Raw genomic sequence first — 20,960 nt, forward strand, 5'->3', positions numbered from 1 at the left:
TTATTATGATTCTACAACCTTGGTTACCTTGATACTTTCGGGCAGGATGCTGATACCTACATGGTCACCGTTGTCCCATACATCATTGGTATCAACAAAGATGTCCTCTCCCCAGTCCGATGATACGGTGAGGTGATAATGGTCTCCCTTATACAGGATAAAACGTACATCTCCGGTTAAAGTTCCGTCCTCTTCATTATCCTGCAAAATGATATCCTTGAAGTTCACCTGTACTTTCACTCTGTCCCCCGGCTCAATGTCAGCCACCGGCAGACATTCAAACGTACATCCCAGAAAGTCCACATGCGTTCTGTCTGTCAACTCTCCTTCAAACGTATTGCATACACGCTCTTTTTTCATAATATGAATATCGAAAGGTTTTACCAGCAAGCCAACCTGCTCACCCACTGCGAAGTGATGATAATCCTGTACGATGAACTCATAACCATTGGCCTCGACCACCATTTCATAATGCACGCCTTTAAAAATGGATGAGGTTACGATACCGGAAATCTGTGAGGCATCCGAATCCGGAAAAATATACCAGTCTTCAGGACGTACCACTACATCTACCGGCATATTTTCACCGAAACCTTCGTCCACACATTCAAACTCCACACCTGCAAAACGCACAAGTTTGTCCTGTATCATGGTTCCATTCAGAATATTGCTCTCACCTATAAAATCGGCTACAAACGAATTGATGGGCTCATTATAGATATCCACCGGAGTCCCGATCTGCTGTATTTTTCCTTCACTCATTACCACAATCGTGTCACTCAGTGTCAAGGCTTCCTCCTGGTCATGCGTCACATAAACAAAGGTAATACCCAATGTCTTGTGCATCTCTTTCAACTCCATCTGCATGTCTTTACGCATCTTCAAGTCCAAAGCAGCCAAAGGCTCATCCAACAACAGCACCTCCGGTTCATTGACAATGGCACGGGCTATGGCCACACGCTGTTGCTGACCGCCTGACAGGGAATTCACGTCCCGGTATTCATAGTCAGTCATTCCAACCATGCGGAGAGCCGCCTTTACTTTTTTCCCGATAATCTGCTTGGGAGTCTTTTTCAGTTTCAATCCGAAAGCAATATTATCAAATACATTCAGATGTGGAAACAGGGCATACTTCTGAAACACGGTGTTTACAGGCCTTTTGTGCGGAGGCGTCTGTGTAATCTCATTTCCGGCTATTTTTATCTCACCTTCCGAAGCAGTCTGAAAGCCGGCAATCAAACGCAAAAGAGTTGTCTTTCCGCAGCCGGAAGGTCCCAGCACGGTTACAAACTCACCTTTCTTTACGTATAAATTGATGTTATCCAAGACCATCTTGTCACCAAAAAACTTGGAAACACCTTTTACCTCAATTATATAATTAGATTGTTGCATACTCATTTTGTAATTGAGTTGCAAAAATACGCTATTTTTCAAGAATGAAGGACATAAATAAAGTAATATTTATTCATCCGACTAATAATTTTCCATTGTGCGTACTATTTCTCTTCTTTCGGCAGGAAGAGTGACAGGTTTTTGAGGAATCGTAAACCAGAAAGTGGAGCCTTTTCCCTGCTCTGAGTCAACACCGATCCGCCCTCCCATAATCTTGATGATACTGCTACAGATGGAAAGTCCCAATCCGGCTCCCTGCTTGAAGGTATCCAATTGCACAAAGCGCTGAAATACCTGTCCCTGCTTCTCTTCAGGAATTCCGCAACCTGTATCTTTTACATAAAAATACATTTCCTCCTCCCGTTGCTCATAACCTATGACAATGCTCCCCCGGGTAGTGAATTTCATCGCATTAGTGACCAAGTTGGATATAACTTGAATGAAGCGTTGCCGCTCGGTACGAATCACGCAGTCCTTCATACCAGGTACAAACCTGATCTCCACTTCCGGATTATTCTTGTTCCGTAATTGAAACACTTTCTCTAGATCGTACAACATTGCATTAATATTCACATCACTCCACACAAACTTCAAAGTTCCCGATTCTATTTTCGAAAGATCCAGAATATCACCGATCAACTGTAACAGCAAGGTGCTATTCTGTTCTATAATCTGTTTGAAGCTGTCAAAATCGTCCTTATTGTCAGCATTTATCAATAAATTAGAAAAACCAACTATTGCATTCAAGGGGGTACGTATCTCATGGCTCATATTCGCTAGAAAAGCAGACTTCAACCGGTCAGAACTTTCCGCGCTTTCTTTCGCGGCACGCAAGGCTTCCTCCGTTTGTTTCTGTGCATCAATATCCACATTCACTCCTGCCAGAACAATAGTTTTGTTCTCCGGATCAAAAATCTGCTGTATTAAATATTGTTTCAACCAACGATATTCACCGTCCGTCATAATACGAATATTACGTTCCAACGGCTCCATCTTCTCATAACGGGCTTTCCTTACATATTCAAGGAAAAGTTTCCGGTCATCAGGATGAATATGGTCTAAATTAGAAAAGATCTCACGCAAGTCCACGTTTTCCTTCACTCCCAGATTCTTTAAATATTCCGGAGTCACCAATTGCTCGCTCTTGAACAGATTGAGAGAACAGAAGCCTATTTTGGAAATAGAAGAAGCATAAGTGATCATCTCACGGAACGTGTTATTTTGACGAAGCGCCTTATGAATAAGCGTGTTCTCTACCCAAATAATTAAAATATTCTCCACTTCCCCTTCGGCATCCCGCATATAATTCACGATAAAGCGAAAATAGTGCACATCCTCATGATAGCTCCTTACATAATGCTTGTTTATTTTTTCATAATCATATTTCACTTCACCCGATACAGGAATACCCGCTTTCATCATCTCTTTAAATTCCGGATTAATGCATGGATTGGTATAAATATTAAGCTGATTCACAGCCTCTTTTTTAGAGGAAAGGCCCATATATTTTACATAAGTATCATTCACCTCCACCAACTTGCCATTCTTGTCACAAATAGCACATCCAACGGTCACATTATCAAAAAAACAAAGAAATTTCTCGTTGCTATGTTGCAAAGACGACTTCAACGCACGCTCTTCACTAATGTCATGCACGGTCAAAATAACGTAATTCTTATTTTCCATGGACAGATATCGTCCCGAAACAACCATGTTATAAATACCCGACGGCTGTGAAGCAATCTGCATGTCCATCACCAATTCCAAGTTGCTGAAAGAAGAGTGGTTCTCAAACAATTCCTTTACCTTATGCCGGATGAAACAGGAACCACACCGCTCATGGTTATTGCAATTTTTCTGCCCCCGCGCATACTTGCATTGCAGGATTTTACCAAAACAGATCCTGCCCTTTTTGACAGGTAGTTGATACAAGGTATAATAGTTTGTCTTCACTACGTGCAGGTTCTCGTCTATCAAGAAGATAAACTCATGCGCATTATTCCATATTGCATCATGAAATTGTTTCGCTGTTTTTATTTTACGACTCTGAACCCTCCCTTTTACAATAAGTCCGATTAATGCAAAAGAAAGTAATACAATCAGGATAATAGTCATTAGTAACATTGGCCGATAGGATTATACTTTTTATTCCATAGATTTGTGCAAATATAGCCAAAGGATTTGAATGTGTATGCATTATTTTCAAAAAAAGCAAAGCAAAACTATAGATTCTTAATTTCATTCTGAAAATAAAAACCTTTTTTCCTCAAACATATTAATTAAGTAGTTATCTTTGCGTGCAAATTATAATCATATTAAAATGAAAAAATTAGTTTATTTATTGGCTGCCGGAAGCATGGCTTTCGTTGCATGTCAGAATTCACCTTCTTATAAGGTTACAGGTTCAGTAGAAGACATCACTGATGGCGACACTATCTATTTACAGGAATATGCAGGGGGCGACCTTGTAAAACTTGATTCCGCTATCGTCAAAGGCGGAACTTTCGTATTCACAGGAAAACAGGATACTGCTGTAAACCGCTATATCACTTATATGAAAGGTGACAAGCGTTACTTTACCGATCTTTTCCTTGAAAATGGAAATATCAATATAGCCTTGGGCAAGGAAAGCAAAGTTTCGGGTACTCCTAATAATGACGCTTACCAGAAATTCAAAGACGGTTTCATGGCTTTAAGCAAGGAAATGAATGAAATGTACCAAAAAGCTCAAAGCGACACCAGCCTGACAAAAGAGCAGGTAGAAGCTATCATGGCTGAGATTGAAAAGAAAGACAGTGTAGGCATGGATATGGTTTACCAAACAATTGAAGCCAATATCACCAATCCGGTTGGTGTCTATCTGCTTCCTTCCTATGCAGGCGCATTCGAACTTGACAAACAAAAAGCATTGGTAGAAAAAGTTCCCGCCGCATTGGTCAATGAACGTATCAACAAACTGAAAGCCCATATTGAAACCTCAGAAAAAACGGCTGTAGGCCAGAAGTACATTGATTTCTCTATGCAGACTCCTGCAGGTGAAACAGTAAGCCTGTCCGATTTCATCAGCAAAAACAAATATACATTGATTGACTTCTGGGCTAGCTGGTGCGGACCTTGCCGTAAAGAAATGCCTAATGTTGTGGAAGCATACAAAGCATTCAAAGATAAAGGGTTCGGTATTGTAGGTGTTTCTCTGGACGAGAACGCAGACAAGTGGAAAGATGCTATCACTACTCTGAATATTACATGGCCGCAAATGTCTGACTTACAAGGTTGGAACAATGCAGGCGCCAAACTTTACGGTGTCAATTCAATTCCCGCTACCGTATTGGTTGATCAGGACGGTACCATTGTAGCACGTAATCTTCGTGGCGATGCCATCAAAGCCAAACTGGACGAACTGTTGAAATAAAAAGACAGCACAGATAATTCACTAAATAAAATAGCCGGTGTCCAAAAAGACATCGGTTATTTTTATATCTGTTTCTATCACTCCCAAGCATACAGCTCTTTTCATGGCACCTCTCCTAGAATGAAAATATTCAATGGGATTCTTGAACAACCACAATAGAAAAAGAACTGCCCCTCCTTTTCAAGGAAACAGTTCTTTAAATATGAATGTTATATTAATTCAAGGATTAGTTGAACCAACGCACATAGCAGAAATCCTGACGATGAGGAAGATCAACATTCTTCGGGAACATACGATATGCCACCTTGAAACTACCAGAGTTAGACAAGCTATGTTTAACTTGGAATGTATACAAGTTACCTTCTTTCTTAATCACTTCCATTGGTTCTACAGAATAGATATGCTCCTTACCTTCCGCATTGGTGAAAGTAGTAACCAATTCAATGCCTACAGCATCATCCAATCCCTTTTCATCAATAACGTAAGTAATGGTATATTCTTTTCCGCTTTCAATATTACCGCTAGTCAGTTCTTCTGTCTTTTCACATGATACAATTTCAATGGAATCCCAAAGTTCTGCTACTTTTTCTTTCCATGCAGCCAGTTCCTTAGCCTTTGCATAATCATTAGCTACTAATTCTTTAAAACGCTTTGCTTCTTTAGTATAGAACTTAGTGTAATAATCGTCCAACTGACGTTTCATTGTATAATGAGGGGCTACCTGAGCGATAGAATTCTTGATAGTCTTCACCCAACCTTCAGAGTATCCCTTACGGTTACGTGCATAGTACAATGGCAGAATTTCATTTTCCAGAATGCTATAAATGGTAGCAGCGTCCAATTGATCTTGATGATCCTGGTTCTGATAAGTACGTTTTTCCGTCAACGCCCATCCTGCACCTTCACGATAGCCTTCCAGCCACCAACCGTCAAGAACTGAGAAGTTTACAACACCATTCATCAAAGCCTTCTCACCTGATGTACCGGAAGCCTCCAAAGGACGAGTCGGAGTGTTCATCCAAATATCAACACCGGATACCAAACGGCGAGCTAACTGCATATCATAATTTTCCAAGAAGATGATTTTACCCAAGAATTCCGGACGACGGGAGATTTCCACAATCTTCTTGATCAATCCCTGACCTGCACCATCATGTGGATGAGCCTTACCTGCAAACAAGAACTGTACCGGATAATCAGGATTGTTCACAATCTTAGCCAAACGATCTATATCTGTGAACAGCAAATGTGCACGCTTGTATGTAGCGAAACGACGGGCAAAACCAATCAATAATGCATTCGGATTAATCTTTTCCATCAGCGATACAATGCGTGAAGGATCACCTTGGTTCTTCAACCAGCTTTCACTGAACTGCTTGCGGATATGGTCAACCAGTTTATGCTTCAAAGCCATACGAGTTTCCCAAATTTCTTCATCAGCTACATTATAGATAGCTTCCCAAATTTTCTCATTAGACTGATCTTCCAAGAAGTTAGGAGCAAAATGCTTGGCATATAATTTTTTCCATTCAGTAGCACTCCATGTCGGGAAGTGAACACCATTGGTCACATAACCTACATGACTTTCTTCGGGGAAATAACCTTTCCATATTCCAGAGAACATCTCCTGAGAAACCTTGCCATGCAACCAGCTTACGCCGTTTACTTCCTGACAAGTGTTACAAGCAAATGTGGACATACAGAAACGTTCGCCTGCATCACCCGGATTGATACGGCCCAAGTCCATCAGATCCTGCCAAGTGATTCCCATGCGCTGTGGGTATCCCCCCATATATTTACCAAACAAACCTTCATCAAAATAGTCATGACCGGCAGGAACCGGAGTATGAACCGTATATAGAGAAGAAGAACGGACTACTTCCAAAGCTTGCTCAAACGTCAAGCCATCTTCTACATAATCACACAAACGCTGTACATTGCACAATGCAGCATGTCCTTCATTGCAATGATAAACATCTTTCTTAATACCCAGTTTCTTCAGCAACAACACGCCACCGATACCCAACAAGATTTCTTGTTTCAGACGGTTTTCCCAGTCACCGCCATACAACTGATAAGTAATCGGACGGTCGAACTCACTGTTCATTTCATTATCCGTATCCAGCAAATACAAAGGAACACGTCCTACATTCACCTTCCATACGTATGCATGAACGAAATAATTCAAATAAGGAACATCAACCACCATCGGCTGTCCGTTTTCATCCATTACGCGTTCAAGAGGAAGACTACCGAAGTTCTGTGATTCATAGTTAGCAATCTGCTGACCATCCATTGAAAGGCTTTGGCTAAAATATCCATAACGATATAAGAAGCCAACACCGCACATATCTACATTACTGTCTGATGCTTCTTTCAGGTAGTCACCGGCCAAAATACCCAGACCACCAGAATAGATTTTCAAAACATGTGTCAAACCATACTCCATACAGAAATAGGCAACAGAAGGGCGTTTGCTATCCGGCTTAGTATCCACATAAGCTTTGAATTTGGCATATACGTCATTCATGCGCTTTACAATCACCTTATCCTGGGTCAATGCTTCCAGCTTTTCATAGCTCAAACGTTCCAATAAAGCAACAGGATTCTGCCCCACTTCTTTCCAGGTTGCAGGATCTAAATCTCTAAACAGATCTGTCGCTTCATAATTCCATGCCCACCAGATGTTACGAGCCATTTCCTCCAACTTCTTCAGTTCCTCAGGAATGTGTGATTTTACTGTAACCTCCTTCCAATTAGGAGTATTCGCATTACTTACTTTGATTTTCATGTCTCTCAAATTATTTATTAATAATTAATTAGCTATTCATAATAAGCCTTTTCTGTGCATTACGCAATGCCACATCATAAGCTTCATAATAATATTTGATAAAATGCTTCCACAATGCCTTTTCAGCAATCTCCGCCGCATTTTTACGCATAGTCTTGATTACATTTTCCGGTAGTCCCGAAAATTCCGATATAGTGTCCTTTATAACATCCGCTACTTCAGAATAGTTATAATCCGAGCGATGAATAACCTTCACACCATCCTTCAACTCACTATATCTGCCTTTCAACGAGTTTACCCACAAACCAAATCCGGCCAGATCAGTCGTGATAGTAGGCACATGGAATGCCACACTTTCCAACGGTGTATAACCCCAAGGCTCATAATAGGAAGGATAAACACTCAAATCATTCCCCAACACCAAGTCATAATACTCCAGATCCAAAATACCATCTTTTCCATCCAGATAACAAGGTACAAATATTACTTTTACCTTAGATTCCGCCGAATTGGACATACCCAAATATTTCATCATATCAAGTACCTGATCATGACTCATATTATGCAACCAATGTGTGATAAAAGGACATTCCAACGGAGTTGTAAAATTCTCTTTGCTTTTCAGACGTTCCACCAAATCCTCACGAGGATCTCCTACCCAACCCGGTACATTAATAAATGCCAGCACCTCTTTTTTCAAATTCTTATCTCGGGTCAGTCGGTTCAAGGATTCCAAATAAACGTTGATACCTTTATTTTTAAACTCATAACGACCGCTTGTGCCTACAATAAGAGTATCATCACTCATCGTCAAACCAAGCAATTTATTAGCCAGATTCAACATTGCAGAACGAGCTTTCTTACGCTTGGCAGTAAATGTACGGCCTTGCGGAACGAAATCATCCTCAAATCCATTCATCAGCACCACATCCGCTGGTTTGTCCAGCAACTCCTTACATTCATTGTTGGTAATTTCACTGACCGTAGTAAAACAGTCCACATGATGCGCAGTCTGCTTCTCAATAGAGTGCTTTGCCTCCATATTAAGTTCACGAGCCATCTGGTCGCCATTATAAGCGAATAAGTAATCGTAAAGAGGTTTATTGTTTCCGGCGATAGACCGGCCTATAGAAGTAGCGTGAGTAGTAAAAATAGTAGCAATTTCAGGTACCGATTTCTGCAAATAAAGGGCACCCATACCTGTCATCCATTCGTGTGCCTGATAAATAACTTTATCATTTTCAGTCAAATTGAAACGATAAAAGCTTTCAACCACTTTCCCGGCTGCATAAGAATACATAGACGCTTCATCATAATCTCCGTAAGCATGAAGTGAATCGACTTTGAAATCTTCCCACATCCGACCATATATTTCATTTCTTTTAGAGAAGAAAGGATAAAAATCCACCAATATAACAATAGGCTCTCCCGGAATGTTCCAGCGTCCTACACGCACTTTCAGTCCGTCTTTCTTCAACGCATGTTCACGCCATGCCGCACAAAGGTTCTCGTTTTCACTGAACAAAGGGTTTTCCTTTCCTGCCCAAAAATCGGGTCCTATGAAAAAGACTTTGTCTCTGAATGCTTCCTGCAGCGTTTTTGCCCTGGTGGACAACACTGTATAAATCCCCCCTACTTTATTACATACCTCCCAGCTTGCTTCAAAGATATAATCAGGGGCTAACAATTCTTTTGCCATCTATTAACTAATCTTAATTCGGGCGCAAAGGTACATATTTTCAATGAGATAATAAAGTTTTTTTGCAACTTTATGTTATTCAGACAGCTTCTGAATTAACATTCAATCATTTCGTTCTAACAATCGTCACAAAAAATACTGATATCGACTACAATAATAAACTTTTTTTAGGTTCTGTCTTACATTAGAATAATAAAAGCGGTTATTTCCATAAAACCAGGAAATAACCGCCTATATTAAAAAACTAATCTGATTATGCAGCCAATGCAGATCCCATCAAGAAGGTTGCAGCCAAAGCAACAATAGCATACAATTCAGGGAAAACAGCTAAAATCAATGTATTACCAAACACGTTATGTCCTTGACCAATAGCAGCGATACCATTCGCGCAAACCTGCCCCTGACGGATAGCAGAGAAAAGAGCGACAAGTCCCAAGGCAATACCGGAACCTAATACAGCAGCAGCTTGAATTCCTGTAATAGCCGGAGTCAGAACACCAAAAATGCTCTGGAACATGAAATAACCAGCAAAGCCATACAGACCCTGTGTACCAGGAAGTGCAGTCAACACCAAAAAGTTACCGAATGCACTATCGTTCTTTTTCAATGCACCGATAGATGCATTACCTGCGATAGTCACACCATACGCACTACCGATACCTGATAAACCAACCATAATTGCGATACCTACATAAGCAATCAATAAATTCATTTCCATAATTCTTCTATTTTTTAATTTTTAAATTCTTTATTTTATCAAACTCCTCCTAAAAAAGACTGTTTTGCCATCCCGAGGCGAAAGAACATCAAACAGTTTCCAAATACTTCATTTTATTCAAAACATGCCTTGATGAATAATCAATCCGGAAATCAGCAAAGTTCATGACTGTGCCAAATAACACTCAAAACAGCTTCCTTTTTTTATTTTTCAATTTTTAATCGCTGGAAAGGCTTATACTCCTTGCCTCCTCCTTCGTAACCCGAATTCTTGAAGAACTCTACGAAAGTAAGACGCATCGGGTGAACCATCGCCCCCAATATATTCATAAACATATTGATAGAATGACCGATCAAGAAGATCAGTACCATCACTATCGGACCTGCTATTGCGTTATCGGGACTCATTCCGGCAGCCAGGCTGTTGAACACGCTGGCTAGAATACCACCCGAAAGACCTAATGCAAACAGACGCACATACGAAAGAATATCCCCCAACAGACCGGTTGCCATGTTATAGGAATCCCACAAGCCCAAACCGATATTGAGGAATATATTCTTTCCGGGACTGTTGAACAAAAAGATCAGTACACCGGCAATACCTAAAATTACCAAATGAACAGTTCCTCCCATCGGCATCGTGTCGCCCAACAGGAACGCCAAAGCTGTACTTACCAATACAATAATCCATCCGATAGTTGACAATGCATATTTCAATCCAAATTGAATGGTTTGATTAGCCGCTTTCAATATCATACCGAAAATAATCTGTACTGCCCCCAGAATCAATGAAAGGTTGAACATCCACTGATTGTCAAGGAAGAACAAATCACGCATTTTGTTAAAGAACGGAATGTCATTACCATACAGATTGAATCCGAAGAATGTACCAGTCAACATACCACAGAAGAAAGTAGAAGCCCCCAGAATCTGTACCAAAGTCAGGATAGACTTCATGGAAGCACTGATATTCTTCGCCAACATACGGTAAACCGTCACCCCCAATACCATGAACAGCCCATAACCCGAATCGCCCAGACACAGCCCAAAGAAAAGCATGAAGAAAGGTGCGAAGAACGGGGTCAGATCCAGTTCATTATATTTAGGAAGCATATACAGCTTCATAATCGGTTCAAACAGACGAAAGAATCCCTTATTGTTCAACTGAATAGGTACATTGTCCTCCGACGTAGGGTCAGCTATTTCAAAGTACACTTCCTGTTGGTTCAGAAAATCGGTAATCTCCGGAACCTGCGTAGCCGGAGTCCAGCCTTGCAACAACATCAATTTGTTGTCCGCAGCCTGTTCCGTATTCAACACCACTTTAGAGAATTCTATCTGCGAATGGACATTTGCTTGTGCAACCTGCAAGGAAAGCAACTTCTCTCCAGCTATGGCAGCCAATTTATCATCCACATCTTTTATTTTTTGCTTCATACCCTCACATCGTGCCGCCAGCTGGCTCAATGACATCACCGGCAGTTTGGCTGATTCCACCTCCAGCTCGGGCAGTGAGCCTTTTCTGATAATAGTGATGAAATAAATGCGCGAGCCAATGCGATTAATCTCCGTAGCATGGTAGGCTTCCAGCCATTCCTGGTTAAAGTTCTTCTCTGAACAGATATAGAAATTCACTTGATACCCAGCATCTTGTAGTCTTGACACTGATGCAGGATCAAAGTCACCCCATACCTCCAGTGCAGCACGTTCCTTGTCACAAGCTTGTAACTGATGCTGCAACTGGGTCTTTTCCAGTTGAAGAGCTTCCACTTCCTCCAAAGCCTTCTCTCCACAAACTGCATCACCATTCTGTTCTTTCAGCTCAGCATTGAATGCCTGCAGGAACTTGATGGCTGATGTATAACGGTTAGACAGACGGATGCTCTCTTGAAGTTCGGTATTCTCTGCTGTCCCCTGTGCTTTCTCCGCTACATGGACTACCCCCAGGTCCCGGATGTTTTGCAAGAACCGGTCATACTCCTTATGATAGATAAGGAAAGTCAACTTCTTCATTTTTGTAATCATGCCTCTGCCTCCTTTCTTTTCTCTTGAATGGATTTCAGAATCTTCTGCGATGACTTGGACAAGTTCTCCTCATCCTCCATAAATCGTTTAATCTTTCGCAAAGCGTCCTGGTATCCGGGTATCTGCACCTTCTCAAAAAGATTCACTTTCTGAGTCGTTTTTTTACGCGCATGTTCCAGCAGGTTCAGTTTGGCAAGCATAAATTCCCTTTCAATAGCAGTCTGCGCCAGTCCTTTCAATAAATGTATTCCATCGGAATACCATTTCGGGCTGTTGAACAAACTATAGGGACGAATATCGAAATCCACGTTTTCCAATAACGGAACCCGTACACCGGCAATCTTCTTTATGCCCAAATGAACGTCACTCACTTTAATTAATGAAGCATCAAATTCATTCCAAAGTGCGAACATGGCCTCGTATGCCTGAATCTGTAGTTCAAGCCTTTCCTCCAACCCTGCAGCTTCCGTCTTGCATCTCTTCACTTCCATGCGAAGAGCGCTTTCCTTATTTTTAATAATAGGAAGCGTGCGCACACGGACCTTGAGCTGCTTCTCAAGCTGTTGTAGCGAGGTCTTGTTATATTGAAACTTTATTGCCATGTTTCTTCATTAATTTATTGTTTTTTCCAGTGCTGGTCAACCAATTCTTTCTTGATATTGACTTCTTCCGGCTTAAAGTATTTGCTGAACAATCCCCATGTAACATCCAACATTTCAGTGGTATCCAGATTCACATCAATAGCCAGCAATTGATTGGCATAATCCTTGGCAAATGCCAGAGTACGTTCGTCATAATTAGTCAGGTCGAAACCGTTCTCCATCTTTGTCTTAGCATTGGCTGCATCGGCATACAGACGTACCGCAGCATTCATTACCTGCGGATGATCCTTACGGGTTTTCTTACCACTAACGAGCTGTTTCAAACGAGACAATGAGCGGAACGGGTCAACGATAACCTTACCGATATCACTGTCACGGCGCAGGAACAATTGACCTTCGGTGATATAACCTGTATTATCAGGAACCGCATGGGTAATATCCCCACCGCTCAATGTTGTTACCGCAATAATGGTAATGGACCCCCCTGCCGGGAACTGCACCGCCTTTTCGTATATCTTTGCCAAATCCGAATAAAGAGAACCCGGCATGGAGTCCTTCGACGGAATCTGGTCCATACGGTTGGAAACGATAGCCAGCGCATCAGCATAACTGGTCATATCTGTCAACAACACCAATACTTTCTGGTTGTGTTCCACTGCAAAATATTCAGCTGCCGTCAACGCCATATCCGGAATCAACAGACGTTCTACCGGCGGGTTTTCCGTAGTATTCACGAAACTGATGATACGATCGAGCGCACCAGCATTAGAGAACACGTTCTTAAAATACAAGTAGTCATCATTGGTCATGCCCATACCGCCCAAAATAATCTTGTCGGTTTCGGCACGCAATGCCACATTGGCCATCACCTGGTTGAACGGCTGGTCAGGATCGGCAAAGAACGGAATCTTCTGCCCTGACACCAATGTATTGTTCAAGTCGATACCGGCAATACCGGTCGCAATCAGTTCCGACGGCTGCTTGCGGCGTACCGGATTCACAGACGGACCGCCAATAGGCACTTCCTGCCCTTCAATTTCCGGCCCTCCGTCAATCGGGTCACCAAAGGCGTTGAAGAAACGTCCGGCCAACTGTTCGCTCACTTTCAACGTAGGCGACTTGCCCAAAAATACAACTTCGGCATTGGTCGGGATACCTTCCGTACCCTCGAACACCTGCAAAGTCACTTCGTCACCCATGATTTTTACCACCTGGGCCAACTTCCCATTAACCATAGCCAGTTCATCATAGCCCACTCCTGACGCTTTCAGCGAACAGGTCGCTTTGGTAATTTGGCTGATCTTAGTATATATCTTTTGAAATGCTTTTGTTGCCATTTATTTATTTACAATTTAGCAATTTACAATTTACATTTTTCTCTTCTTCCCAATTACCATTCACAAATACACACCGAACGGCCCATAGTACATTGTGCATGATAAATGGTACATTAAATCAGACGCTTCTCTCGGCAACCAAGTCCTGCAACTGCTTCTTGAAATCCTCATACTGTTCAGATTTATATTTAGCATAGTTCATCTGTTTGCAGAGGTTGATCATCTTCTTGAAGTAATCCATCACTTCAAGAAACGTATCAAACTTGAATTCCGTATGACAGATATCGATAACCATGTTCAGTATATCTTCCTGACGTTCCATCGGAGTCACAGAATCTACTTCATCAAAAGCATCCTGTTGCAGAATTACAAAGTCAATCAGTTCTGATTTCCAAAATATTACGTGATATTCTACAGGTACACCGTCATCACCCAAGATATTAATCTGTTCGGCAATTTCCTTACCACGCAACAATCTTGTCTTGATTTCGTTCACCTTACCAATCCATTCGCCATTAATACGTTTGGCGATATATTCCTCAAATTCAGGATATTCCAGATATTTTGAATAAGAATCAATAGGATTCACTGCCGGATAACGCTTTCTGTCAGCACGTTCCTGCTCCAGAGCATAAAAACAACGGGCCACCTTCTTGGTGTTCTCGGTTACAGGCTCCTTCAAGTTACCGCCTGCCGGAGACACGGTACCGATAAAAGTAATGGAACCGGTTTCACCATTATTCAGATGCACATATCCCGCACGTCCGTAGAAGTTGGAAATAATAGCCGAGATATCCATCGGGAAAGCGTCCGGACCGGGTAGCTCTTCCATACGGTTGGACATCTCACGCAAAGCCTGCGCCCAACGGGAAGTGGAGTCAGCCATCAACAAGACCTTCAATCCCATGGCACGATAATATTCGGAAAGGGTCATGGCTGTATATACAGAAGCTTCACGAGCAGCCACCGGCATGTTCGAAGTATTAGCGATAATGATAGTACGTTCCATCAGCTTACGTCCTGTATGCGGATCTACCAGTTCGGGAAACTCTGTAAATATCTCCACGACCTCGTTTGCACGTTCACCACATGCTGCGATAATTACAATATCCGCCTCCGCCTGCTTGGAGATGGCGTGCTGAAGCACCGTTTTCCCTGTTCCGAACGGGCCGGGAATAAATCCCGTACCACCTTCTACAATGGGATTTACCGTATCAATGACACGGACACCAGTTTCCAGTAGCTTATAAGGACGTGGTTTTTCTTTATAATTAGTCATAGCCTTCTTTACCGGCCACTTCTGAATCATATTTACAGGAATGTCTTTCCCTTCCTCATCCGTCAGAACCACTACTGTATCTTCAATAGTGTAATCGCCTTCGGGTACAATCGATTTTACTTTATAGGTACCCATCAACTGAAACGGTACCATAATCTTCAACGGTTGGAAATTCTCATCCACCTGACCCAACCAAGCCGAAGGGCCCACTTCATCACCCACCTTCACCAACGGTACAAAGTGCCATGCTTTTTCTTTATCCAATGGATACGTGTATTGTCCACGTTTCAAGAACACTCCGTCCATTTTATCGAGGTCATTCTGCAGACCGTCATAATTTTTGGACAACATGCCCGGTCCTAGAGTCACTTCAAGCATGTGTCCCGTAAATTCGGCTTCGGCACCCACTTTCAGTCCACGTGTACTTTCAAACACCTGCACATACACATTGCTGCCTACCACCTTAATAACCTCCGCCATCAACCGATCTCCACCAGTCAGAATGTAGCAAATCTCATTCTGAGCCACCGGCCCGTCAACGGTAAGAGTAACCATGTTGGCAATTACGCCACTAACAGTTCCTTTTGTTGCCATATATCTTTAATCTGTTTATTATCTGAATTCTGCGGGAATCTTTACCTCGTCCTTCAGTTTGTCAATAATCTGACGGAACAGCTCGCTTCCCTTTTCCTTATCCATAGAAATCCAACGGCCAATCATTTCCAGTTTCAACAAGAATACGAAAATCCGTTCCACTGTAAAATAGTTGAAGAAGACAGCGTCTTCCATCCAGTTCCATTTCAACAAATCTATCTTCTTTTCCCTTTCCACCAGTTCTTCAATCTCGCTGATACGGAGTACCGGCTCAAAATATTCCAGCATCTCGGTCAAGCCGAAATCACGGGCATTCGATGTACGGATCATCTCACTCACATCCGTCTTGCCCACTACCGCCTGAGACACGTCCATTCTATATTTACGCGCAGCCAAGGCAGCCAGTATATTATTGATATTCAGATTAAATTCAAACCAAGAGGAAACAAATTGATTACCGCAGTTCATGGCATACGCATAATAATATGCAGACAACATATCTTCCGCACGATAAAGTTCCTCAGCGGAAAGAGCCAGGTAAGCAGTAATAAATTCATAAAGGTAAGATGGATATCTCTTATCCGGAGCATCGCCTTCACGCACTGAAGTGATAAGCGCCAATAACTCATCAGGGGAATAATTCCCTTCAGATCCTGTGACCGCTTCCTTATCTTTCAGCAGTTTCAGCAGGTTGGCGTTATCGAATTTCAGATAGAACAAGTCGATCAACTTTCTATCCTTTTCCGATAATTCCGAATAGATTTCCGATTTAAAATTGGCCACTGTATAGTTCAATTTGCCATCCTCCAACGAAAGATCCGGCAAACCGGCTACCAGGCAATAATAATTTGTCATAGTCCCGTTTTAAAACAACATTTCTACTAATTGAGGACGGAGGAAGTCTTTGAAATAATTTTCAAATTCCTCTTCACCGAAGTTCACTTTGTAAGAACCGTCAGCCGGTGAAATAGTAAAAAGTGCCTTCGTTCCATTCACTTGTTCTATTCTCACTCCTTTATCCAACAAAGCTTTTGCATTCGCTGCAAAATATTTCTTAAGTTCTTCGGCGTTTGTGGTAGAGATAACGATAGATTCGTTGGCAGACCATTGGGCAGCTAATGACACTATAAATTTATTCAGATACTCCTTGTCTGCCACAAAGCCTTTTACAGCCTTGCTTACAACCTCATTTGTCAGCAAAGTAGTAATTTCAGTCTTCAGTGCATTCACTGCTTGTCCGGCAAACAACTTAATCTCTGATTGTGTATTTTCGGCAGTTTCTTTTGCCGTTTTCCGAGCTGCAGCAAGAACAGATTCAGCCTCCTTACGGGCTTCCTCTACAATTTTCGCTGCTTCATCGCGGGCACTACTGATAAGTCGCTGTGCTTCTTCGTTTCCTTTTTCCACACCTTCACGATAAATCTTATCGGTAAGTTCCTGAATTTTATTTTCCATATTCTTAGAAGATATTTTTTGAGTTTAACACGTTCTTTCTTCAATAAATTCAAAAAGAATTGTCCAAAAGTACAAAAATCAATGATAGAAAAAGAATTTAATGATAGAATTTACACTAAAAGTACTACAAAAAAAGAAAAATGCACCATATTCATGTTACAAAACATAGGATTAGAAACGCCCCAAGCTTCCCGATGAAAAAGCCTGACGCATCAAGGGAGCTTCTAGAGATGAGTCTGTCCAAAGAAAAAGCAATCTTAAGAGAGACGGCCGTCCTCCATGATTTTGCAGGCGAGCCACTACCGATGGCTGTCAGGGAGTTGCAACCGTTAGATAATACTCATGTCGAACATACCATCCGTCCGGACAGCCTCCGGAGCAGGATGCAACGCATCCGTCCGGTGGGATTTTACCGGGCGTACATAACAAAAAAACTCCTCCGGAACTTGATTGTTCCGGAGGAGTTCTGTAAAACGGCGGCTACCTACTCTCCCACTGTGACGCAGTACCATCGGCGTGGTGAGGCTTAACTTCTCTGTTCGGAATGGGAAGAGGTGGAACCCTCACGCTATAGCCACCTGAATAAGGTTGACATATTGATAAGCTGTTATCGTAATTTCAATTCGTAGCAACAATGCTAAAGGTATACACCATCCACATATAAAGAAAGTGGACGGGCAATTAGTAATGCTCGGCTTTGATGTCTCCATCTTTACACCTGCATCCTATCAACGTCGTCGTCTGCAACGACCCTGAGAAATCTAATCTTGTGGCCGGCTTCGTACTTAGATGCTTTCAGCACTTATCCGATCCCGACTTGGATACCCGGCGATGCACCTGGCGGCACAACCGGTAAACCAGAGGTCAGTCCAACACGGTCCTCTCGTACTAGTGTCAGAGCCACGCAAATTTCATACGCCCACGATAGATAGAGACCGAACTGTCTCACGACGTTCTGAACCCAGCTCGCGTGCCACTTTAATGGGCGAACAGCCCAACCCTTGGGACCTTCTCCAGCCCCAGGATGTGACGAGCCGACATCGAGGTGCCAAACCACTCCGTCGATATGAGCTCTTGGGAGGGATCAGCCTGTTATCCCCGGAGTACCTTTTATCCTTTGAGCGATGTCCCTTCCATACGGAAACACCGGATCACTATGCTCTAGTTTCCTACCTGCTCGACTTGTGAGTCTCCCAGTCAAGCGCCCTTATGCCATTACACTCTCCCGGCGGTTACCAATCGCCGTGAGGGCACCTTTAGAAGCCTCCGTTACACTTTTGGAGGCGACCACCCCAGTCAAACTACCCACCAATCAGTGTCCTCGCATCACGAGTTAGAACTCAAACAAATGAAGGGTCGTATTTCAACAGCGGCTCCACAAATACTGGCGTACCTGCTTCAAAGCCTCCGACCTATCCTACACATCACGTGCCCAAATTCAATGATAAGCTATAGTAAAGGTTCACGGGGTCTTTTCGTCCCATCGCGGGTAATCGGCATCTTCACCGATACTACAATTTCACTGAGCTCACGGTTGAGACAGCGTCCAGATCATTACACCATTCGTGCAGGTCGGAACTTACCCGACAAGGAATTTCGCTACCTTAGGACCGTTATAGTTACGGCCGCCGTTTACTGGGGCTTCAATTCAACGCTTCTCTTGCGATGACGTCTCCTCTTAACCTTCCAGCACCGGGCAGGTGTCAGGCTGTATACCGGATCTTTCGATTTCGCACAGCCCTGTGTTTTTGTTAAACAGTTGCCTGGACCTATTCTCTGCGCCCTCTCTTGCGAGGAGGGACCCTTTATCCCGAAGTTACAGGGTCAGTTTGCCTAGTTCCTTAACCGTGAATCACTCAAGCGCCTTAGAATATTCATCCCGACCACGTGTGTCCGTTTACGGTACGGGTACCTTTACGGTATAGCTTAGCGGATTTTCTCGGCAGTATGCTTACGTGCGCTATTGCCTTGTCCCGGAGGACGCGGCATACTCTCAGGTTCGAATCACGTGGTGGATTTGCCTGCCACGATCAGCTTCTACACCCTTCAACCATCTATTCCGTCAGATGGCGGCACTGTCACTTCTGCGTCTCCACATCGCCCGTAAAGGTAGTAACGGAATATTAACCGTTTCTGCCATCGGCCTCGCCGTTCGGCTGAGCCTTAGGACCCGACTGACCCTGATCCGATTAGCGTTGATCAGGAAACCTTGGTCTTGCGGCGAGCAGGTTTCTCACCTGCTTTATCGTTACTTATACCTACATTTGCTTTTCCACACGCTCCAGAATACCTCACGGTACGCCTTCGACGCCGGGTGGAATGCTCCCCTACCGATCATTTACATGATCCCACTGCTTCGGTAGACAACTTCATACCCGATTATTATCCACGCCGGACTCCTCGACTAGTGAGCTGTTACGCACTCTTTAAATGAATGGCTGCTTCCAAGCCAACATCCTAGCTGTCATGGCAGTCCGACTTCGTTAGTTTAACTTAGCTGTCATTTCGGGACCTTAGCAGGTGGTCCGGATTCTTCTCCTCTCGGGCACGGACCTTAGCACCCATGCCCTCACTCCTGCGGTAGGACTGATGCGCATTCGGAGTTTGTCAAGACTTGATAGGCGGTGAAGCCCTCGCATCTTATCAGTCGCTCTACCTCACATCAGTAACCCGCAAGGCTGCACCTAAATGCATTTCGGGGAGTACGAGCTATCTCCAAGTTTGATTAGCCTTTCACCCCTACCCTCAACTCATCCAGAAGCTTTTCAACGCTTATTGGTTCGGTCCTCCAGCTGGTGTTACCCAGCCTTCAACCTGGTCAAGGGTAGATCACTTGGTTTCGCGTCTGCCACTGCCGACTCAGGCGCCCTATTCAGACTCGCTTTCGCTTCGGCTTCGGGTGTCATCACCCTTAACCTTGCCGGCAACGGCAACTCGTAGGTTCATTATGCAAAAGGCACGCCGTCACAGCTCAAGCTGCTCCGACCGCTTGTAGGCGCACGGTTTCAGGGACTGTTTCACTCTTCTGTTCGAAGTGCTTTTCACCTTTCCCTCACGGTACTGGTTCGCTATCGGTCTCTCGGGAGTATTTAGCCTTACCGGATGGTCCCGGCAGATTCACGCAGAATTCCTCGTGCTCCGCGCTACTCAGGATACTACTACGGTTCGGCTGACTTCAAATACGCAACTTTCATGCTCTATGGTTGAACTTTCCAGATCATTCTTTTCATCAGCTTTCGTCCGATATCGTAGTCCTACAACCCCACACATGCCGTAACATGGATGGTTTGGGCTCTTCCCCGTTCGCTCGCCACTACTTGGGGAATCATTGTTTATTTTCTTTTCCTGCAGGTACTAAGATGTTTCAGTTCCCTGCGTTAGCCTCCTACTAAGTAGGATAATATCCCTTCAGGATATTGGGTTGTCCCATTCGGAAATCTTCGGATCAAAGGTTATTTGCACCTCCCCGAAGCTTGTCGCAGCTTATCACGTCCTTCATCGCCTCCGAGAGCCAAGGCATCCGCCATGCGCCCTTGCTTACTTTCTTTATCCATTCGCTGACACTTGCATGTCGGCGGGATGATATATACTTCTAGCTCTTTACTACTAAAATTACTTTTTGCTTGTACAATATGTCATAGACCGTTTCTCTTTTCA

12 protein-coding genes and 2 rRNA genes are annotated in these 20,960 nt (G+C 43.2%); 1 reads left to right on the top strand and 13 read right to left on the bottom strand.

The genetic code is table 11. The annotated features are described in order from the left end of the window. Nucleotides 1-3 precede the first annotated feature (3 nt). On the bottom strand, nt 4-1,398 hold the full coding sequence (locus ACYQ0C_RS11550; RefSeq protein ID WP_089503724.1) for a polyamine ABC transporter ATP-binding protein: 1,395 nt from the start codon (nt 1,396-1,398) through the stop codon (nt 4-6). Nucleotides 1,399-1,473: 75 nt separating this feature from the next. Then, entirely contained in the window at nt 1,474-3,516 is a 2,043-nt protein-coding gene (locus tag ACYQ0C_RS11555) for a PAS domain-containing sensor histidine kinase (protein WP_016277658.1), read from the bottom strand. 196 nt (nt 3,517-3,712) lie between these two features. Here ACYQ0C_RS11555 and ACYQ0C_RS11560 point away from each other — a divergent pair, with 196 nt between their 5' ends. Continuing rightward, entirely contained in the window at nt 3,713-4,804 is a 1,092-nt protein-coding gene (locus tag ACYQ0C_RS11560; protein WP_032942040.1) for a TlpA disulfide reductase family protein, read from the top strand. 226 nt (nt 4,805-5,030) lie between these two features. Here the strand turns inward: ACYQ0C_RS11560 and glgP are convergent, their stop codons facing one another. The 11 genes from glgP to ACYQ0C_RS11615 all read right to left on the bottom strand — a co-directional run bounded on the left by glgP (nt 5,031) and on the right by ACYQ0C_RS11615 (nt 20,850). Then, on the bottom strand, nt 5,031-7,595 hold the full coding sequence (gene glgP, locus ACYQ0C_RS11565; protein WP_016277660.1) for an alpha-glucan family phosphorylase: 2,565 nt from the start codon (nt 7,593-7,595) through the stop codon (nt 5,031-5,033). A 28-nt stretch (nt 7,596-7,623) separates the two neighbouring features. Continuing rightward, nucleotides 7,624-9,294 (bottom strand): glycosyltransferase, encoded by a 1,671-nt coding sequence (locus ACYQ0C_RS11570; protein WP_016277661.1) that lies wholly within the window; start codon nt 9,292-9,294, stop codon nt 7,624-7,626. Between the two features lie 253 nt (nt 9,295-9,547). Next, nucleotides 9,548-10,012, bottom strand: coding sequence for a V-type ATP synthase subunit K (locus tag ACYQ0C_RS11575; RefSeq protein WP_005839531.1), 465 nt, complete (start codon nt 10,010-10,012; stop codon nt 9,548-9,550). A gap of 203 nt (nt 10,013-10,215) precedes the next feature. After that, complete coding sequence (locus tag ACYQ0C_RS11580) at nt 10,216-12,036, bottom strand: V-type ATP synthase subunit I (RefSeq protein WP_016277662.1); 1,821 nt, start codon at nt 12,034-12,036, stop codon at nt 10,216-10,218. Further along, nucleotides 12,033-12,638, bottom strand: a complete 606-nt coding sequence (locus ACYQ0C_RS11585) for a V-type ATP synthase subunit D (protein ID WP_016277663.1) — start codon at nt 12,636-12,638, stop codon at nt 12,033-12,035. The genes ACYQ0C_RS11580 and ACYQ0C_RS11585 overlap by 4 nt, the downstream gene beginning before the upstream one ends. A gap of 14 nt (nt 12,639-12,652) precedes the next feature. Continuing rightward, nucleotides 12,653-13,975, bottom strand: coding sequence for a V-type ATP synthase subunit B (locus ACYQ0C_RS11590; RefSeq protein ID WP_007843366.1), 1,323 nt, complete (start codon nt 13,973-13,975; stop codon nt 12,653-12,655). A 118-nt stretch (nt 13,976-14,093) separates the two neighbouring features. After that, nucleotides 14,094-15,848: a V-type ATP synthase subunit A gene (locus ACYQ0C_RS11595; RefSeq protein ID WP_016277664.1), complete on the bottom strand. Its 1,755-nt coding sequence runs from the start codon at nt 15,846-15,848 to the stop codon at nt 14,094-14,096. Nucleotides 15,849-15,866: 18 nt separating this feature from the next. Further along, complete coding sequence (locus tag ACYQ0C_RS11600; protein WP_016277665.1) at nt 15,867-16,703, bottom strand: DUF2764 domain-containing protein; 837 nt, start codon at nt 16,701-16,703, stop codon at nt 15,867-15,869. Nucleotides 16,704-16,712: 9 nt separating this feature from the next. Then, nucleotides 16,713-17,303, bottom strand: coding sequence for a hypothetical protein (locus ACYQ0C_RS11605; RefSeq protein ID WP_016277666.1), 591 nt, complete (start codon nt 17,301-17,303; stop codon nt 16,713-16,715). Between the two features lie 471 nt (nt 17,304-17,774). Then, nucleotides 17,775-17,885, bottom strand: a 5S ribosomal RNA gene (gene rrf / locus ACYQ0C_RS11610). 79 nt (nt 17,886-17,964) lie between these two features. After that, nucleotides 17,965-20,850 (bottom strand): 23S ribosomal RNA (locus tag ACYQ0C_RS11615). Nucleotides 20,851-20,960 lie beyond the last annotated feature (110 nt).

The sequence above is a fragment of the Phocaeicola sartorii JCM 17136 = DSM 21941 genome (genome assembly GCF_054653615.1).